General features: G+C 51.4%; 17 protein-coding genes and 1 pseudogene. 9 read left to right on the top strand and 9 right to left on the bottom strand.

The annotated features are described in order from the left end of the window. Nucleotides 1-2,003, top strand: a 2,003-nt coding sequence (locus AC5JO6_RS24705; RefSeq protein ID WP_496083703.1) for a HEAT repeat domain-containing protein, incomplete at its 5' end; no start/stop codon positions are given. Nucleotides 2,004-2,096: 93 nt separating this feature from the next. On the opposite strand, the gene AC5JO6_RS24700 is transcribed toward AC5JO6_RS24705, so the two are convergent. Beyond that, on the bottom strand, nucleotides 2,097-2,912 hold the full coding sequence (locus AC5JO6_RS24700; RefSeq protein ID WP_496083702.1) for a WD40 repeat domain-containing protein: 816 nt from the start codon (nucleotides 2,910-2,912) through the stop codon (nucleotides 2,097-2,099). A 106-nt stretch (nucleotides 2,913-3,018) separates the two neighbouring features. Here AC5JO6_RS24700 and AC5JO6_RS24695 point away from each other — a divergent pair, with 106 nt between their 5' ends. Then, the gene (locus AC5JO6_RS24695) at nucleotides 3,019-3,348 is read left to right on the top strand and encodes a DUF8822 family protein (protein ID WP_496083701.1); all 330 of its coding nucleotides are present in this window, start codon (nucleotides 3,019-3,021) and stop codon (nucleotides 3,346-3,348) included. 114 nt (nucleotides 3,349-3,462) lie between these two features. Here the strand turns inward: AC5JO6_RS24695 and rpsN are convergent, their stop codons facing one another. The 3 genes from rpsN to rseP all read right to left on the bottom strand — a co-directional run bounded on the left by rpsN (nucleotide 3,463) and on the right by rseP (nucleotide 6,019). Then, the gene (gene rpsN, locus AC5JO6_RS24690; protein ID WP_496083700.1) at nucleotides 3,463-3,765 is read right to left on the bottom strand and encodes a 30S ribosomal protein S14; all 303 of its coding nucleotides are present in this window, start codon (nucleotides 3,763-3,765) and stop codon (nucleotides 3,463-3,465) included. 292 nt (nucleotides 3,766-4,057) lie between these two features. Then, on the bottom strand, nucleotides 4,058-4,801 hold the full coding sequence (nth, locus tag AC5JO6_RS24685; RefSeq protein WP_496083699.1) for an endonuclease III: 744 nt from the start codon (nucleotides 4,799-4,801) through the stop codon (nucleotides 4,058-4,060). 132 nt (nucleotides 4,802-4,933) lie between these two features. Continuing rightward, nucleotides 4,934-6,019, bottom strand: coding sequence for an RIP metalloprotease RseP (gene rseP, locus AC5JO6_RS24680; protein WP_496083698.1), 1,086 nt, complete (start codon nucleotides 6,017-6,019; stop codon nucleotides 4,934-4,936). A 236-nt stretch (nucleotides 6,020-6,255) separates the two neighbouring features. On the opposite strand from rseP, the gene AC5JO6_RS24675 reads away from it, so the two are divergent. Continuing rightward, a complete protein-coding gene (locus AC5JO6_RS24675) occupies nucleotides 6,256-7,704 on the top strand; it encodes a serine hydrolase (protein ID WP_496083697.1) in 1,449 nt (482 codons plus the stop codon). Between the two features lie 68 nt (nucleotides 7,705-7,772). Here the strand turns inward: AC5JO6_RS24675 and serS are convergent, their stop codons facing one another. Further along, nucleotides 7,773-9,047 (bottom strand): serine--tRNA ligase, encoded by a 1,275-nt coding sequence (serS, locus tag AC5JO6_RS24670; protein WP_496083696.1) that lies wholly within the window; start codon nucleotides 9,045-9,047, stop codon nucleotides 7,773-7,775. Nucleotides 9,048-9,305: 258 nt separating this feature from the next. Between serS and AC5JO6_RS24665 the strand changes: the two genes are divergently transcribed. Further along, complete coding sequence (locus AC5JO6_RS24665) at nucleotides 9,306-9,980, top strand: Uma2 family endonuclease (protein WP_496083695.1); 675 nt, start codon at nucleotides 9,306-9,308, stop codon at nucleotides 9,978-9,980. 395 nt (nucleotides 9,981-10,375) lie between these two features. On the opposite strand, the pseudogene AC5JO6_RS24660 reads toward AC5JO6_RS24665, so the two are convergent. The 3 genes and pseudogenes from AC5JO6_RS24660 to cpcB all read right to left on the bottom strand — a co-directional run. Continuing rightward, a pseudogene (locus AC5JO6_RS24660) lies at nucleotides 10,376-10,651 on the bottom strand (glycosyltransferase); the annotation flags it as partial. A 345-nt stretch (nucleotides 10,652-10,996) separates the two neighbouring features. Further along, nucleotides 10,997-11,488 carry a C-phycocyanin subunit alpha gene (gene cpcA, locus AC5JO6_RS24655; protein ID WP_496083694.1) on the bottom strand — a complete coding sequence of 164 codons (492 nt, stop codon included), beginning with the start codon at nucleotides 11,486-11,488 and terminating at the stop codon, nucleotides 10,997-10,999. A 51-nt stretch (nucleotides 11,489-11,539) separates the two neighbouring features. After that, nucleotides 11,540-12,061 carry a C-phycocyanin subunit beta gene (gene cpcB / locus AC5JO6_RS24650; protein WP_496083693.1) on the bottom strand — a complete coding sequence of 174 codons (522 nt, stop codon included), beginning with the start codon at nucleotides 12,059-12,061 and terminating at the stop codon, nucleotides 11,540-11,542. Nucleotides 12,062-12,793: 732 nt separating this feature from the next. Between cpcB and AC5JO6_RS24645 the strand changes: the two genes are divergently transcribed. The 5 genes from AC5JO6_RS24645 (at nucleotide 12,794) to AC5JO6_RS24625 (ending at nucleotide 15,503) form a co-directional block, all read left to right on the top strand. Then, nucleotides 12,794-12,997, top strand: a complete 204-nt coding sequence (locus AC5JO6_RS24645) for a hypothetical protein (protein ID WP_496083692.1) — start codon at nucleotides 12,794-12,796, stop codon at nucleotides 12,995-12,997. A gap of 146 nt (nucleotides 12,998-13,143) precedes the next feature. Next, nucleotides 13,144-13,623: an ester cyclase gene (locus tag AC5JO6_RS24640; RefSeq protein ID WP_496083691.1), complete on the top strand. Its 480-nt coding sequence runs from the start codon at nucleotides 13,144-13,146 to the stop codon at nucleotides 13,621-13,623. An 88-nt stretch (nucleotides 13,624-13,711) separates the two neighbouring features. After that, nucleotides 13,712-14,086, top strand: coding sequence for a DUF433 domain-containing protein (locus AC5JO6_RS24635; RefSeq protein ID WP_496083690.1), 375 nt, complete (start codon nucleotides 13,712-13,714; stop codon nucleotides 14,084-14,086). Then, complete coding sequence (locus AC5JO6_RS24630; RefSeq protein WP_496083689.1) at nucleotides 14,083-14,478, top strand: ACP S-malonyltransferase; 396 nt, start codon at nucleotides 14,083-14,085, stop codon at nucleotides 14,476-14,478. Before AC5JO6_RS24635 ends, AC5JO6_RS24630 begins: the two co-directional genes overlap by 4 nt. Nucleotides 14,479-14,579: 101 nt before the next feature. After that, the gene (locus AC5JO6_RS24625) at nucleotides 14,580-15,503 is read left to right on the top strand and encodes an alpha/beta fold hydrolase (RefSeq protein WP_496083688.1); all 924 of its coding nucleotides are present in this window, start codon (nucleotides 14,580-14,582) and stop codon (nucleotides 15,501-15,503) included. 50 nt (nucleotides 15,504-15,553) lie between these two features. On the opposite strand, the gene AC5JO6_RS24620 is transcribed toward AC5JO6_RS24625, so the two are convergent. Then, the coding region (locus tag AC5JO6_RS24620) for a DNA double-strand break repair nuclease NurA (RefSeq protein WP_496083687.1) at nucleotides 15,554-16,381 on the bottom strand (828 nt) is incomplete at its 5' end.

Raw genomic sequence — 16,381 nt, 5'->3', positions numbered from 1 at the left:
TTGCGATGCTTGAAATTGCTGATTTACAGTTTACCATTACTATGCATTACCACCCAAATAACGAGGTTCGCAACAATGCTGCTTATGCGCTAGGTGATTTCGGTGGAAGAGCTAGAGATGCTGTTCAGCCACTCATTGAAATCTTAAAGGATCAAATCCAGACAAAGGATGTTCGATCTGGTGCAGCTTATGCATTGGGAAAAATTGATGGTCATAACAAAGAAATCATTACAGTTCTAAGAAATACTCTCAAAGATGAAAACATTGATGTTCGGATTAAGTCAGCCGCTTCTTTAGAGAATGTTGCCAAGACACTCTATGATGATGCCCAAACGATACATCAGGTAGATGCTGCGTTAGCAACTACTCAAGAACTGGTAAAAGATTTAGAGATCCCTGAGTTTGAGCAACACCAAAAATCAATCAAGCGTATAGTTTCAAATCTCACTAATAAAAAGAATATCATTCAAGCGCAGGCAAGATTAGAGTGGGTTGCTGTTGGAAGAAGGATATGGCTTCATCACGCACTCTTCTGGCTGATACTCGTCTTTGTCTATCCAAAATCTTCCCAAATCCAGGCAATCTTCTTCTGGAATCCCTGGATTCGTAATATTTTAGGTTTAGGTTACGTTACCTTTTTGCTCCAATGGGTGCCCTTTCTACGGCGTAAGCTCTTTGAACCATTCAAACCATCTTTACTTGCCGACGCTGGACTTGATTCCTTCAAACCAGATCTTTACTTCTCCGACTCCGAAGTTTGCCTTAAGGGGACTGATAGTAACGAAGCCATTACCGCTGTCTGCCCCGGCATTCAAGGGCAACGCATTATCGAAGGCGATTCGGGGTTGGGCAAGACAATGTTTTTGCGGCACTTGCTTCAGCAGTCCAAGCGGATTGTCGTCTATCTGCCTGCCACCAAATGTGCCGAGGGCGTGATTGAAGCGATTCAAAAGAAGCTGCACGGTGATGAGATCAAAGACACCAAGTTTTTGCAAAGCCTGATCTATAGCGGAGCCATCGACATCTGCATCGACGGACTCAACGAAGTCAACCCCGATACGCGGGCAAAAATCACCCAGTTCGTGGAGAGTCACTTCAAGGGCAACATTCTCATGACCACGCAACCGCTGGAATGGTTGCCGCCCTCCACTGCCAAAACCTACGTCATGCAGCCCCTTCAGTTGGAGCAAATTGAGCGCTACTTGCTCTCCCGCCAGCCGTCCCTCCCAAAAGCCGCACCTGTTCAGGGCACTGCTTATGAGCAGGCGTGTCGCACCTTTTTGAGCACGATGCTGAGTGCCCCTACCGAACCGCCCCCCAGCCCCCAACTTTGGGGGAACCAAACCGTTCAAAGTCCCCCAGAATTGGGGGATTTAGGGGGCGCGAAAGAACGGAATACAGCCAATCTCAGTAGTCTTTCCCCAGAGGAACTGAAGACCGCTCGTGCCATTCTCTCGAACCCGATGGAGTTGACGCTAGCGGCGTGGATGCTGGCAGGTGGCGTACAGCCCGATTTGTTCAATCTGCGGGAGCAGCAGTACAAGCTCATGGCAGAAGAGTATCGCCGCACCTGGAACCAGGATTTTCCGCTGAAGCACTTTTCAGAAGCGGTCTATCAACAGTGGTTGCTGGACCAAAAGGCGCTGCCAGCGGACAAGTTTTACAACGAACTGCTGTGTATGGAAGACGAGAAATTCCGCATGGTGGTGAGCCGCCAGTGGAAAGATGCGAAGGGCGAGGCGAAGAAAGAATGGTACTTCCGCCACGACAAGATTGCGGAATTCTTTTTAGTGCAAACGTTCTTGGGCAAAAGTGAAGCGATCGAAGAACGACTCAAAACGCACGTCAGCGATTCTCGGTTTCGTGGAGTCTACTTTCTGCTGGCAACGCTTCTGCCTCTGGATGCGGCTCAACGGTTGCGCGAAGATTTGATTCAATATGCGGCAGATACCAAAGACCACACGGTGAGCGATACCTTTGTGCAGTTGTTGCGTTCACGGTAGTTGAAGAGAAGCCGGGTTTCTTTGCAGCAAGGTGAAAGGTTTATTTAGTCATCAGAGAAACCCGGTTTCTGGGTTTGGCGCGGACAGGTGTCGTTATGCCACTCCCCATACGCGCACGGTGTGATCTTCGCTGCCGCTGACGATCAGTTGTTTGTCAGTGCTGACTGCAACCGCCGTAACCAAACTGGTGTGCCCCTTCAACGTACAGAGTTCGCGTCCCGTTTTCAGGTTCCAAATTTTGATGGCGTTCTGGCTGCTGCTCATGAGATGACGATCGCCCGTCAGCGTCACAGAAGCGATCGCCCGTAGCGCTCCTTTTTCTGGTCGGATCTGCCGTCCGGTTCGTAAACACCATGCCTTCACGGTTTGATCACGACCGCGAATCGCAAAGGTTTCCCCATCGGCACTCACGGTGATGGCATAGATAAAGGAGCGCGCGTTGAGCGTAAAGACCTCTTCTCGTGCCCACCAGTCCCACACTTTGATGGTTTCATCGCGGCTACCGCTGATGATCGATCGCCCATCTGGACTCACCGCTACCGCTGTCACACCGCTCGTGTGTCCGGTTAGCGTCCCCAAACACTCAAAGAGAACATAGGGATCATAGGATTCCAGGGCACGTTTTGCGATCGCGTCTTTGCGGGGTTGCAGCCGCAAATAGGCAACCTTTTGCACCTGAAGCGATTCATCGTGCAGCGCCTGTATGAGCAATTCCAGCTCTACCTGAGCGTCGTTTGCCTCCAGCAGTGCAGCAATTCGCTGAGCGGCGATCGGGCTACCAAAGCGTTGTTTGACACCTTCCAGCCCACCCAACACCATTGCCCCGATCGGCGACGGGCTAGAACCACCCAGCACTGCATCATCGTCTCTGGGCTGCGTTTCTCTGAGCTGCGTTTCTTTGGGCTGCATCCGTTGATTTTAGCGTTTAGCGGTGCGACACAACGAGTCCCCAGCAGGCGTACACTAAAGAGCAGCAACGTGTAAAACTCGACTTTTGAAACCCTCGATCGCGCTGATGGCTGAACCGATTCCACCGATTACGTTACCATCTGCCCAAAACCCCGTGCAGGAAGGGGAATGGCTGCGGGTCGCGTTGTTGCAATGGCTGAATCAAGAGTTTATTCCCGAAGACGCAAATCAAGACATAGCAAAACGCGCTGCTCAGATCTTTGTCCGGCAGCGCATGGAAGGAGAAAACGATCTCGGTTCGCTGGTGATGGCGATCGTCACCGAGATGGAATCCTTTGATTTTTCTAACAGTTTCTTTGGCGAATTCACGGTTGCCAACGCCGTCAGCGATCTGGTGCTGGATAGTCTGGGCATCGATCGCTGCTGTGGACAGTGAGATAGTTGTTGGTTGTTGGTTGTTAGTTATTAGATGGCGTAGCTAGAACCGAACATGGAAGGAAGTTCAAGCAAATTTTTACTAACAACCAAAAACCAACAACTAAAAACTCCTCTACCAGCTCGACTTTACAACACCGGGCAATAATCCCTGGTGCGCCATTTCGCGCAGAACGTGGCGAGAGAGACCAAAATCGCGGTAGAAGCCTCTAGAACGACCTGTCACCCAGCAACGGTTGCGAACGCGGGTGGGAGCGCTATTGCGAGGAAGCTGCTGGATTTGACGGTGAATCGTTAGCTTTTGCTGTTGCGAGGTTGCCGCTGCAAACTGCTCTTGCAGGTCTGCACGTTTATCGGCATACTTTTCCACCATCTTCTTGCGCTTGTTTTCGCGCTCAATCATGCTCTTTTTAGCCATGAGTCATTCCAATACTCTGTTAGTTAAGACACAGCTTACTATTGTACTGAACTGCGCGGGCGATATGCCAACTAAATTTCAAGCGTTGCGACAGAAGGCAGAAGTCTTACGCGATGTGTAACTAATTCGCCCTCATCCCCACCCTTCTCCCCAGGGAGAAGGGCTTCCAGACCGTTCCGGTTCCCTCTCCCATCGGGAGAGGGCTAGGGTGAGGGCAGTCGGCAGGCATTTCAGGAAAGTCGCACATCGCGTGAGTCTTGATAAAAATGACTGTTTCAGCCTGATAACTGACTCAGACCCCCGACTTGTTGGCGATCGCAGGCGTTGGATGGGCAGGTGTAATTGCCAAATCCTCTGGTTCAGGAGTGTCTAGCGGTTTTGGGGAAAGCGTTGCAGAGGGACAGAGATCGGCAAGAGTACAGCGATCGCACTGGGGATTGCGCGCCATGCAAACGGCTCGACCGTGATAAATGATCCGAATTGACCAGTTCTCCCAATCAGGCTGTGGCAGCAGCTTCATCAAATCGCGCTCAATGCGGATGGGGTCTTTGTGCTCAGTCAGTCCCAAGCGATAGGTCAACCGTTTAACGTGCGTATCGACCGTCACGCCAAGATTAATGCCGTGAGCATGGGCTGACACCACATTGGCTGTTTTACGAGCGACTCCTGGCAGCTTCAGCAAGTCCTCCATCAGCTTTGGCACCTCGCCGCCAAACTCCGTCATGATCATGCGGCAGGCTGCCTGAATGTTCTTCGCCTTGTTGCGGAAGAACCCGGTTGATTTGACCAATGCCTCAATTTCTTCCAGATCAGCGCCTGCCATTGCTGCCGCATCGGGGAAGCGCCGAAAGAGTGCTGGTGTGACCATGTTCACCCGCACGTCGGTACATTGGGCAGACAAAATGGTCGCTACCAAAAGCTGCATGGGCGTTTCGTAGTCCAGCGAGCAGGTTGCATCGGGATAGAGTTGCTTTAGTCTCAGCAGGATCTCGATCGCCCGTTGCTGCTTGGCTGGCAATTTGCGGGAGGCGCACATGGGGAAGAATAGAAGGGTGTGGGGTGTGGGGTGTGGGGCGTAGGGTGTGGAAAAAGTAAAGGGAGGATTATTAGAAGGCTAAAGGCTAAAGGCTAAAAGTTTTCACTCCTCACTCCTCACTCCTCACTTCACTTACCGAAACAGCTTCTGCACCGACTCTAGCTGCGTGGTATCGCGGACAATCAGAAAAATGCCTAGCCCTAGCAGCAGCATTAAGCCCGTTTGCATCACGCCATCTTGTAGCTTGGATGGTAAAGGTTTGCCGCGCAAGCCTTCGATGAGGAGGAAGGCAAGATGACCACCATCGAGGGCAGGTAGGGGCAGGATATTGATGATTGCCAGGTTGATGCTGATAAGAGCACCGAAGGTAAAGAGGTTGAAGGCATCCGATCGCGCCAGTTTTGCCCCTTCATCCACAATCCGCACGGGACCCGAAATTTGGTCGGCAACTGCCCCAAAGTTGGTGATGAGTTGCCCAAAGCCCTGAACGGTCAGGACGGTGATGCGCTGGAATTCGTTGGCTGCAATGGCAAACACTTCGATCGGATTGCCCACACGGCGACGTTCGATCGTCACATTAGGTGCAAGCTGTACGCCAATTTTGGCATTGGCATCCGGCGTAACGACCAGTGGGTTGGGAAGCGCTTTACCATCGCGCTGAATTTTGAGGGCGATCGCTTGATTTGGACGATTCTGAATTGTCGCCATTAGCGTTCTAATTGCATCGCTTGAGGCTCCCAGCTCTTTACCGTCTACTGCCAGCACGATGTCACCTGGCTTGATGCCTGCTTTGACCGCCGCTGAACTAATCTCCGACTTCACTTCGGGTACCAAGACACCCGGTTGAAAATTGATATCCTGAGTGCCAGCAATGCCGATTTGCGTTACGAGCAGAAAATAGGCGAACACCAGATTTGCGATGACACCAGCGCTGATGACGATCGCCCGATCGAGCACGGGTCGATTTTTGAGCAAATTGGGGTCATTCGGCGGAATGGTGCTGTCGGGATCATCATCGGGAAAGCCGACGAAGCCACCTAACGGAAAGGCTCTTAGCGCGTACTCGGTCTCCGGACCTTGATACTTCCAAAGAATGGGACCAAAGCCAATGGAAAAACGGTTGGCATAAATGCCCTGAGCGCGGGCAGCCGTAAAGTGCCCCAGTTCGTGAACCACAATGAGGATTGCTAAAACGGCGATCGCAGCCAAAACTGACATACCAAACTTCCAATAAAACGGTGGTTTCGCGGTTGCAATGATAGCAACGCACTTCCAACTATTCTAGAAGCTCCGACTCAGTAAATGTTAGCTGGCACAAAATCGCCCTTAATCACGATGCTCAGAGAGCCACTAACGTGAACACCACCATCGTTAATCACAAAATAATTTCACAGACGCAGAAACTTGCTGTATACCAGTACCAGTCGCGTTGTTATCTACGGTAAGTTGCAGTTGTGCGTCAGTTACTGAACCCCAAACCGGATACGATTCAGCAGCAGAATGCCATGCTGAAGGCAAAACTTGCCAGAGCCGATCGGCTCATTGTGCAGCTCAGAGCAGAAACGTCGCAACTTCGTGCCCAGCTCACGCAATTGCACCGTCGTTCGGCATCACCACGAGCAAACGTGCCGCCAACAAAAGTTTCCGTGTCCAGAACGGTAGAGCGATCGCCTGTTGCCCCTACACCAAGGCTCAAGCAACCCCAGCCAAAAGCAAGTAGACGATCGCTTCGGTCGGCTGCTGGTCGTCGATCGCCTGTGCGACCAGGACTGCGATTAGCGACGCTGCTTTCGTTTGCGATCGGACTAACGGTCGCAGCGGTTTTCAATATGCAACGCTTGCAGCAACAGGCGGTTGCACCCCCTCAGCCAACGGCAACTGCAACCCTTCAGCCGTCTGCCCAACCGCAATTGCCACCGTCAACGGCAGCGGCAGTCATGCAAAAACAGACGATCGACGAGCTGGTGTACAACGTTCAGCCATCCTCGCTAGAATCGAGCGCGGCATTGCAGTCGATCGTCGATGGAGCAGTGGCACTTGCCGCCAGCAAATCTCTCTCAACGGAACCACTCTCCATTACGCTGATTGACCTGAAAGCCAACACGATCGCGGGCTACCAAAAAGAGAAACCCCGCTACCCTGCCAGCGTTGTCAAGCTTTTTTGGTTGGTGATTTGTGAAGCACAGTTAGAAAATGGCATTTTACAGCCCGATCCAGCCCTGAGTGCTGATTTGACTGCCATGATTGTGCATTCGGACAACGATGCGGCAAGTCGGATTTTCGATCGCATCACCCAAACCACCTCCGGCAGCACACTCAGCGGCGAAGCGTATGATACCTGGCTCAAGAACCGTTTGCGGATTAATCAATTCTTTCGTGCCGCTGGTTACGACGGTCTCAGCATCAGCCAGAAAAACTATCCAATTTATTCGCTCAAGTTAGATGGTCCCGATGGGCGAGAACTTCAGATGCGCGACGAGCAACAGCAACCCATCCGCAGCCTGATTACCACCGACCAGGCTGCCAGACTGATGCAAGAAATTTACTCTGGCAAGTCCATTTCAGCCAGCCGCAGCCAGGAGATGATCGCTCTGCTCACCCGCGATCTGAATCCAGAGAACTGGAAAAAGCAACCGGGTAACTCGATCGCAGGCTTCCTCGGTGAACCCTTACCCGCAGACGTGCGCTTCGCCTCCAAAGTAGGCATGACCACCAAAACCCGTCACGAAGTCGCTTTCATCGAATCCAAAGACGGCAAAGTCGCGTATATTCTCGCTGTCTTTGGGGCTGACCCCACCTACAGCCAAAACTCCGAAATTCTGCCTGCCATTTCCAACGCCGTCTATACCCAAATGATGGAGCGCAGTGCTCATGCGGACGTGGTGAGAAAGGATGAAGGCTAAAGGCTAGAGGATGAAAGTTTGAATTGCTTCTAACCACTCCCTACTCCCTACTCCCTACTCCCTACTTTCTACAACACCGATCGCCCCAAAAACGGCTGCAACACCTCTGGAATGCTGACCGTGCCATCGGGTTGCTGATAGTTCTCCAACACGGCTGCCATTGTGCGACCCACGGCTAAGCCCGAACCGTTGAGCGTGTGGACAAATTCAGTGCCCTTCTTGCCTGTTTCTTTGAAGCGAATGTTGCCGCGCCGTGCCTGAAAATCGCCAAAGTTAGAGCAGCTTGAGATTTCACGGTAGGTTCCAGCGGCAGGAAGCCAAACTTCCAGGTCATAGCATTTGGCAGCACCAAAGCCCAAGTCGCCTGTGCAGAGTTCGATCGTGCGATAGGGCAGTTTGAGCGCTTGCAGAATTGCCTCTGCGTTTTGCACCAGCGCTTGATGCTCTTGTTCAGACGTTTCGGGATGCACGATTTTGACGAGTTCGACTTTGTTGAATTGATGGAGGCGGATCAGCCCACGCGTATCGCGTCCGTAGCTGCCCGCTTCACGCCGAAAGCAGGGCGTGTAGGCACAGTGACGAATCGGCAAATTGTCTGCTGACAGAATCTCGTCACGGTAGAGATTGGTGACGGGCACTTCGGCAGTAGGAATCAGCCAGAGATCGTCGTCCTTGCATTGGAAGCTTTCTTCAGCAAATTTGGGCAACTGTCCCGTAGCGGTCAGCGATTGGGTATTAACCAGGAGTGGCGGCAGTACTTCAAGGTAGCCTGCGGCGGTTTGGCGATCGAGCATCAAGCCAATCAACGCCCGCTCCAATGCTGCACCTGCACCTAGTAGCGCCACAAAACGAGCCTGAGCAATTTTGGTAGCCCGTTCTGTACTGAGAATACCGAGCTTTTCCGCAATTTCCCAGTGAGGTAGAATCTCGTGTTGAGGTTTATATTCATCACCCCAGCGCCGCACTTCCACATTCTCAGTTTCATCTTTGCCGATCGGTGTCGTATCCCCAGGCAAATTTGGCAACGTCAGTAACAACGCTTCAATTTGCGCTTTCAGTTCTTTTTCCTGCGGCTCCAGATCGCCCAACGTGGCTTTCACCTGGTTGCCTTCATCCTTCAGCGCCTGAATTTCAGCCGCATCCGTGCCGCCAGCCTTCATCTTTTGCCCGACCAGCTTACCAATTTCGTTGCCCCGTGCCTGAAGCCGCGATCGCTCCTGCTCCAACGATCGACGTTGTTCATCCAACTGCACGATCGGCTGAATGTCAAAGCTCCCATTGCGAGTCGCCAACTTCTCGCGCACAAGGTCTGGATTGTCTCGAATCAGCTTCAGGTCAAGCACAAGAATCTCAGCTTTAGATAGGTATTTCTAGATTGATCAGGTAGTCATCAGATCACAAATGCCACTCTATAGTAGCCGCTTTGCCCATGCAACATTCATCCACTCCTACCTCCTGCCTCCCCACTCCCCCTGCCTCCCCACTCCCCCTGCCTCCCCACTCCCCCTGCCTCCCCATCTCCCCCTGCCTCCCCATCTCCCCCCTCCTCCCCACCGCGCCACATCGTATACTGAGACATCCCCTTTTCTCCCCACAGCGCCATGTCTCAACTGCAAACATCGCTGCAACCAGAGGTCATCTACCCCGATCGCGATGGACAACCGATGGCAGATAACACCGAACAGTTTCGTTGGATTGTGTTTATTCAACAAAACCTGGAATCGCTGTTTGCCGATGATCCCAATGTGTTTGTCGCAGGCGATTTGCTGTGGTATCCAGTAGAAGGAGACAACAAGACGCGAGTTGCACCGGATGCGCTAGTGGCGTTTGGCAGACCGAAAGGCTATCGAGGCTCTTATCAGCAATGGCAGGAAGGCAACATCGCGCCACAAGTCGTGTTTGAGGTGCTGTCTCCTGGCAATACGCAGACGGAAATGCATCAAAAACTGCGGTTCTACGACCGTTACGGCGTGGAGGAATACTATTTGTATGACCCTTACAAAAATAATTTGAGTGGCTGGCGGCGGCAGGACGATCACTTAGAGGTGATTGACCCGATCGACGACTGGATCAGTCCCCGCTTACGTATTCGCTTCCACCTGGCTGAACCGGAACCACAGCTTTTTCGCCCGAATGGAGAACCCTTCACCACACTAGATCAGGAGCGGCAACGAGTGGCACAAGAGCGTCAACGAGCAGAACAAGCCGAGCAACGCGCCGCCCGACTTGCGGAACGATTACGCGCTGCGGGCATCGATCCGGATAGTTTGGAGTAGTTGGGGCGATCGCTCCTGCTTTGAGTTGGAATCGTTTCGTTTCAGATGCGGATGATGCCGTTTCAACCGGGAACGATCGCGCTTCAGATAAGACCATTGCGGTTTTAAGTTGGAACGATCGCACTTCAAATGAGACCATTGCCGTTTCAAGCGAGAACGATCGCACTTCAAACGAGAACGATGCGGTTTTAAGTGGGAACGATGCGGCTTTAAATGGGAACGATCGCACCTCAAACAGGAATATTTCTGTTTCAAGTAGAAGCGATCGTGCTTGGAACTCGAAGCTTCGACCTTTTTGCTCAAACCGCCGAGCCTGGAACTCGAAGCTTCGACCTTTTTGCTCGGAACGCCGAGCCTGGAACTCGGAACTTGCAGCTTAGAACACAGATTGGCACTCATGCTGGAATGGAGGTGACTTGAAGCTGCTGTTCGATCGCATCACACGCCACAATCACCCCGTTTTCTGCCTGAATCATCTGTCCGATCGCGGCGGCTTTGGCGGTATAGCTGGAATTGTTTAACAGTTCACGTAACTCTTTAGCGACTCGTGCGGCTGCATACTGCTTGCGAGGAAGCGTCCGCGACGTTCCCAGGCGTTCAACTCGTGCCGCATTATCTGGCTGGTCATGGCTGTAGGGCATCACCAGCGTGGGACGACCCGCCCGCAATGCCAAGAAAAAGCCTCTGCCTAGCTAATGCACAGCCGTACACTCTGGGTAAACAGCTCATTGAATCAACAATGATTCTGCAACCTGACACAGAGGTGCAACCGACTGCAAACTCACTACGCAGAGGATTAGACACTTGGAACTGAACACTTAAAAAGCGGGTTACATTGACCACCCGTTTGCCTTAGCGATCAACAACCACTCGCGGGTTTCACTGCCAAACAATCGTCTGCCAAACGATTGTCTTCATAATTTAATGACAGGAGCCGATCGCGGGCAAAACTCTTGGTCTGAACCAACAATCTCGTCGCCAGACCGACTCCCAGAAAAGAACGCAGGTGCGATCGCCTAGGTCAACGCATTAATCACGTAGTCAATATAGGAATTGAGTTCAACCGCTGGATCACCAGAGATACCGTGATTTGCCTTGATATACTTCAGCGCTTCGGTATACCAGCTTGGCGACAGTTCAAAGGTGCTGTTGATTTCAGCCAAACCGGAGATCAAATAATCATCAATCGGTCCAGTGCCGCCCACAACCAGGGCGTAGATAATAATCCGCAGATAGTAGCCGATATCACGGACGCACTTTGTTTTGCCAACGGGTGTGGAAGCGTAGTTAGGACCTTGCAGTTGAGTGGTATACGGGAATTTTTTGTATACCTCGTTGGCTGCGGCTTCAGCCAGACTTTGCGCTTTGCCGCTCAGGGCTTTCACAGCTTCCAACGACGTTGCTGCCTGCCGGAACCGTCCGAATGCTACCTGGTATTCTGTGCTGCTTAAGAACCGTCCTTGTGAATCGGCTGCGACAAGGGCTTCCGTTAAAGGGGTTTTCGACATGAATTCAATCTCTCTCTAGTTGATGTACAAAGTGTCTGCTAATTTGGCGGTTTAACCAACGGCTGCTGCGGCGCGATCGAAGTAACCAGCGATCTCTGAAACCAGAGCGCTGCAATCACCTTTAGTGATGTTGTTGGTGTCATTGACAAGCTCGATCGATGCTTCCTTCAACTTTTGAATACCAACAGCAACGGAAGCACCAGGCGTACCCAGCGCCAGATAGGTTTCACGCAAACCATTCAGCGCACGGTCTTCTAGAATGCTGGCATCACCGGCAAAAATGGCGTAGGTGACGTAGCGCAAGATGATTTCTAGATCACGCAGGCAGGCGGCAGCACGACGACTGGTATACGCATTCCCACCCGGGGCAATCAATTGAGGTTGTTCTGCAAACAGCGCACGGGCTGCATTGGCAACAATGACAGAAGAGTTGCTAGAAATGCGGTTAACGGCATCGACACGCTTGTTGCCATCTTTGACGATCGCCAGCAGCGCATCTACCTGAGCGCTGCTGAGGTATTCTCCACGCGTGTCAGCTTGAGAGACAACCTTAGCAAAGGCATCTAAGACCATAGTTTCAATCTCCTAAAAAGTGTGCAGTTGAACAGCATGATGGCTTCAAGTAGAGAAGCTGGCTTTCCTTTCGTCTCAGATGCATCAGCCTGGGAGAAGCAAAAGGACTAAAGGCTAGAGAAAGTCCTAATTCCCAAATCCCCATGTGACACGTATCCAAAAGACAACATCGCTTTTGGAAACCAAGAAAAAATTCTCAATTAATAAAGAGAAAAGAAAGCTTTATACAACCAAAGTCTAAAGGACTTTATTCTGCGTTTTTCCCTACAAATTATTTTTACAACGCTGTCATCTCTTTTTTTATTAAAAATTGTTTAGCAATTCATTTTCTCATTCGATCGACAGTTTGCTTCTTGCTGAAAATTTAGGTTGTATAGCATCTTCACGCCTATGCTAAGACTTTAAGAAGCCCTCTCTGAAAGAGTTTTGCAGATTAATCAAAAGAGTTGCATGAGAGGCATCTCTGCTTTTACTCGGCTGAAAATGTAACCTTGGTCACAAGTATTTGGTATGTTTTGACTCAAAATAAACTACGAAAATTTGTGTTTCTTTTGATAAAACATTGCGCTGCTTGCTTCGTTATCAAAAAGGAATTTAAGTTAGATAAAAATTGTGATGAAGGTTACAAGCGCTTGGTATAAAACTGCTCTTTATAGCTTGAAAACCGTTACTTCTATTTACTCTTCGGGCACTAAGCGGAGCAATGATTTGGCAGCAGAGCCGATCGCCTGATTGACTGACAAAACTCCTGCAAGCTCTGAAAGCTCGTCGGTTGGGTATAGCCTTCGGCATACCCTACGGGAAGCAAGCTACAAGCAAAGCGTGAGCGTCACCCAACCGAATCTGTTCAGAGCAAAAACGATCGCACTTCAAACAGAAAGTTTGCCGTTTCAAGCTGGAACGATGTTGTTTCAAGCAGCAGCGATCGTGCTCTGAACCCGAAACGTCAGCCTTTTTGCTCGAATCACCGAGCTTAAAACGCGATCGTTGCCGTTCTGGACATGGAACACCAAGCTTAGAACTCGGAAGTTGCAGTTTCTTCCAGCAGTCACGTTAAAATTTGGTTCAAAACTCAATCTCATATGCTGACTGAACAAAACAAAGCCCTCGTGCGCCAGTTCTACAAAGCGTTTGACGATCGCAAAATGGATCAAGCTTTAGAGCTTCTCGCTCCAAATTTTGTCGCACATCTGGCGGGAGTAGCTGAACCATTGGACGGGGAAGGCTTCAAGGAGTTTGGGATGTCCTTTTACTCAGCCTTCAGCCATGGGCAACACCGTTTTGATGAGGTCATTATTGCAGACGATAAAGTAGTGACGTGCGGAACGTTTACAGCGACGCATCTTGGAGAGTTTCAAGGTCTTCCACCAACAGGGAAGCAGGTCAGATTATCTATCATGCACATCGATCGAGTAGCAGATGGAAAAATTGTGGAGCATTGGGGGCAAGGCGATGCGCTTGGATTGATGCAACAGCTAGGCATTGTCTTCTTGCCGGGTCCAAAATTGTTGCCGTATATCTTAAAGGGTGCTGCATCCAAGCTATTTAAAAAACCTGCATAGAAACGATTGGCGTTAGTACACGGTTTGTTGTGGGGAGCGATCGCCCTCAACCACATAAAATGAAGGAAAATCTTTATAAGCTGAGCGTATGACTTCAGTGTCTAATGAACCCACTTTGATCATTCGGACAGAACGCGGGCTGACGATCGCAGGCACGCGCATCACTCTCTACGATGTGATGGATTATGCGACGGCTGGCTATCCACCGAAATTTATCCAGGGCTTGTTCGATCTGACGCATGAACAGATTAATGCCGCTTTAGCCTACATTGAGGTCAATCGGGTTGAGGTAGAAGCAGAATATCAGCAGGTGCTTAAAGAAGCCGAAGCACTCCAACAATACTACGAAGAGCAAAATCGTGAGCGAGTTGCCCGCATTGCTGAACAACCGCCGAAACCTGGAACTGAAGCGGCTTGGGAGAAACTTCGGGCAGCTAAAGCAAAGCGCGCGACCAAGGCATGATTTTTTTGATTGACCATAATCTTAAAGGTCATGCTTTAGTTTTCTTTGGTGCGATCGCTAGTCAAGGCTGGCTCGATATGGTTCCGATTCGGTTTGTCACGTTTGCAGAGATGGAGTTGTCCATTGACAGTGACGATCGCGTCGTTTGGCGATTAGCTCAGAACAATCAAATGATTTTGCTGACAGCTAACCGCAGCATGAAAGGAAAGGATTCTTTAGAACAAGTTATGCGTGAAGAGACCACCGCAGTATCCTTACCTGTGATTACGCTTGGCAACGCTGATCGATTGCTAACCGACGTTGAATACCGAGGTCGATGTGTTGAGAGGCTGATTGAAATTGTGCTCGATATTGATAGCTATCGAGGTGCAAGACGAATCTTCATTCCCTAATGTGCGTAGCTTTGACGTTAGCCCACGGTTTGTGTCGAGAGCGATCGCGCTCAACCACTAGAATGAAGGGAAGTCCTTGTAACCAGTTGTGAACCGAAGCGATGACAACGTCTCTACATTGGCGACACCGAGTAGGCAATCAGCGCGATTGGGTCTGGCGCGGTTGGCAGACTCGCTATACCTACCTTCGAGCCGCGCAACCGGGGAGTACAACCCCGCTGATTTTGCTGCATGGATTTGGGGCATCGATCGGGCACTGGCGCAACAATCTGGACGCTTTAGCAGAACACCATACCGTTTACGCACTCGATATGTTGGGCTTTGGTGCCTCTGAGAAAGCAGTGGCAGCTTACAACACCGATCTCTGGGTCGAGCAGGTTTACGACTTTTGGAAAACCTTTATTCAAACGCCTGTCGTGTTGGTGGGCAATTCGATCGGCTCTCTGGTTTGCATGGCAGTTGCCGCTGCCCATCCCGAAATGGTGGCAGGGTTCGTGATGATCAGTCTGCCCGACCTATCGATGGAAGAAGAGGCGCTACCGAAACCATTGCGTCCGTTGGTTGGTAGCCTCAAGCGCTTGATTCTCTCGCCGCTGTTGCTCAAAGCACTTTTTCCGCTGGTGCGCCGACCCAAGTTTGTGCGCACCTGGGCAGCGATCGCCTACGCCCAACCCGATGCCATCACCGACGAACTCATCGACATTCTGGCAGGACCGCCTCAAGACCGGGGTTCCGCGCAGGCATTTGCCGCCATTTTCAGAGCCGTGACCGATTCTCGCTACAGTCCTCACATCAAAACCGTGCTGCCGACCCTCACAGTACCAATGCTGCTCATTTGGGGACAGAACGATCGCATGATTCCCAAGCAGTTTGCCCGTCCCAATCAGTACGGCGAGTACAATCCCAATTTGCAGCTAATTGAACTAGAGAATGCCGGACATTGCCCCCACGATGAATGTCCTGATCAGGTGAATGAGGCAATTCTAGACTGGCTTCTCATGGAAAGGCTAAAGGCTGAAGTCTAAAAACTTTCTTTTAGCCTTTAGCCTTTAGCCTTTAGCCTTTAGCCTTTCCCCTATGCAATGCTGCCTCGCTTCCGTGCTTCTTTGTAGGAGGTGCCGACATTTCGCAGTCCAGCGCGGATCATTTGTTGTTCCAAAAGGGCGAAAAAGCGAGTGCGATCGCCCCCTCTTACAACAGCTTGATTGTGTGCTTCTGCCAGTGCCACCGGATAGCCATAGCCTTTTTGCACCTGCGCCAGCGTCAGACTCAGCGCCGTATCCAGCAAAATGGCATCCTCAGCGACCCAGGTAGGAAACTCCACGCGGGCAATTTCTGTTCCCACGTGAACGTAGCAGAAGTAGATGTGATGATCGCCATACAGATCCAGAATGCGGGCAGAACTGCGCCAGAGAGGGCTGCGCTGACCGGGCTGTAGCTCCATTGCCCAGAGTGCTGCATCCTTCAACGGTTCTAACACTTGACAAGGCGCGTGCGCGAGAGGGAAGCCTTCGCGATCGCCCAAGCCAGCACAATGCGTCGCACAATCCGGCACATCGTAAGGACACGCTTGCAACCGTAGAAAGTTGAGCGCTTCCCCACTCCGCGAGGCGCTGATGTAGCCGACTAAGGGAATGCTTGCACTACGAAGTTTCTCCCACGCTTCGAGGATAGGCGGCAGAATGCGATCGCGCGCCTCCCCCGGCAGCGAGTCAAGGAACCAGTAGATGAGAGAGCCATCGACCATTGCGAGGGAGTGGGGAGTGGGGAGTGGGGAGTAGGGAGTAGGGAGTGGGGAGTGGGGAGTAGGGAGTTTCCGCCTCCTGCCTCCTGCCTCTTGCCCCCTGCCTCCCTCTGCCTCCCCTGCTCCCTCTGCCTCCCCTGCTCCCTCTGCCTCCCCTGC

Source organism: Tildeniella sp. (assembly GCF_059505325.1).
The sequence above is the reverse complement of the archived record's forward strand: the minus strand, read 5'-3'. Positions and strand labels throughout refer to the sequence as shown.

Excerpts from the sequence above, each read along its gene's own strand:
- AC5JO6_RS24700 (WP_496083702.1), bottom strand. The coding sequence starts at position 2,912 with ATGCAGCCCAAAGAAACGCAGCTCAGAGAAACGCAGCCCAGAGACGAT.
- AC5JO6_RS24695 (WP_496083701.1), top strand. The coding sequence starts at position 3,019 with ATGGCTGAACCGATTCCACCGATTACGTTACCATCTGCCCAAAACCCC.
- rpsN (WP_496083700.1), bottom strand. The coding sequence starts at position 3,765 with ATGGCTAAAAAGAGCATGATTGAGCGCGAAAACAAGCGCAAGAAGATG.
- nth (WP_496083699.1), bottom strand. The coding sequence starts at position 4,801 with ATGTGCGCCTCCCGCAAATTGCCAGCCAAGCAGCAACGGGCGATCGAG.
- rseP (WP_496083698.1), bottom strand. The coding sequence starts at position 6,019 with ATGTCAGTTTTGGCTGCGATCGCCGTTTTAGCAATCCTCATTGTGGTT.
- AC5JO6_RS24665 (WP_496083695.1), top strand. The coding sequence starts at position 9,306 with ATGTCTCAACTGCAAACATCGCTGCAACCAGAGGTCATCTACCCCGAT.
- cpcA (WP_496083694.1), bottom strand. The coding sequence starts at position 11,488 with ATGTCGAAAACCCCTTTAACGGAAGCCCTTGTCGCAGCCGATTCACAA.
- cpcB (WP_496083693.1), bottom strand. The coding sequence starts at position 12,061 with ATGGTCTTAGATGCCTTTGCTAAGGTTGTCTCTCAAGCTGACACGCGT.
- AC5JO6_RS24640 (WP_496083691.1), top strand. The coding sequence starts at position 13,144 with ATGCTGACTGAACAAAACAAAGCCCTCGTGCGCCAGTTCTACAAAGCG.
- AC5JO6_RS24635 (WP_496083690.1), top strand. The coding sequence starts at position 13,712 with ATGACTTCAGTGTCTAATGAACCCACTTTGATCATTCGGACAGAACGC.
- AC5JO6_RS24630 (WP_496083689.1), top strand. The coding sequence starts at position 14,083 with ATGATTTTTTTGATTGACCATAATCTTAAAGGTCATGCTTTAGTTTTC.
- AC5JO6_RS24625 (WP_496083688.1), top strand. The coding sequence starts at position 14,580 with ATGACAACGTCTCTACATTGGCGACACCGAGTAGGCAATCAGCGCGAT.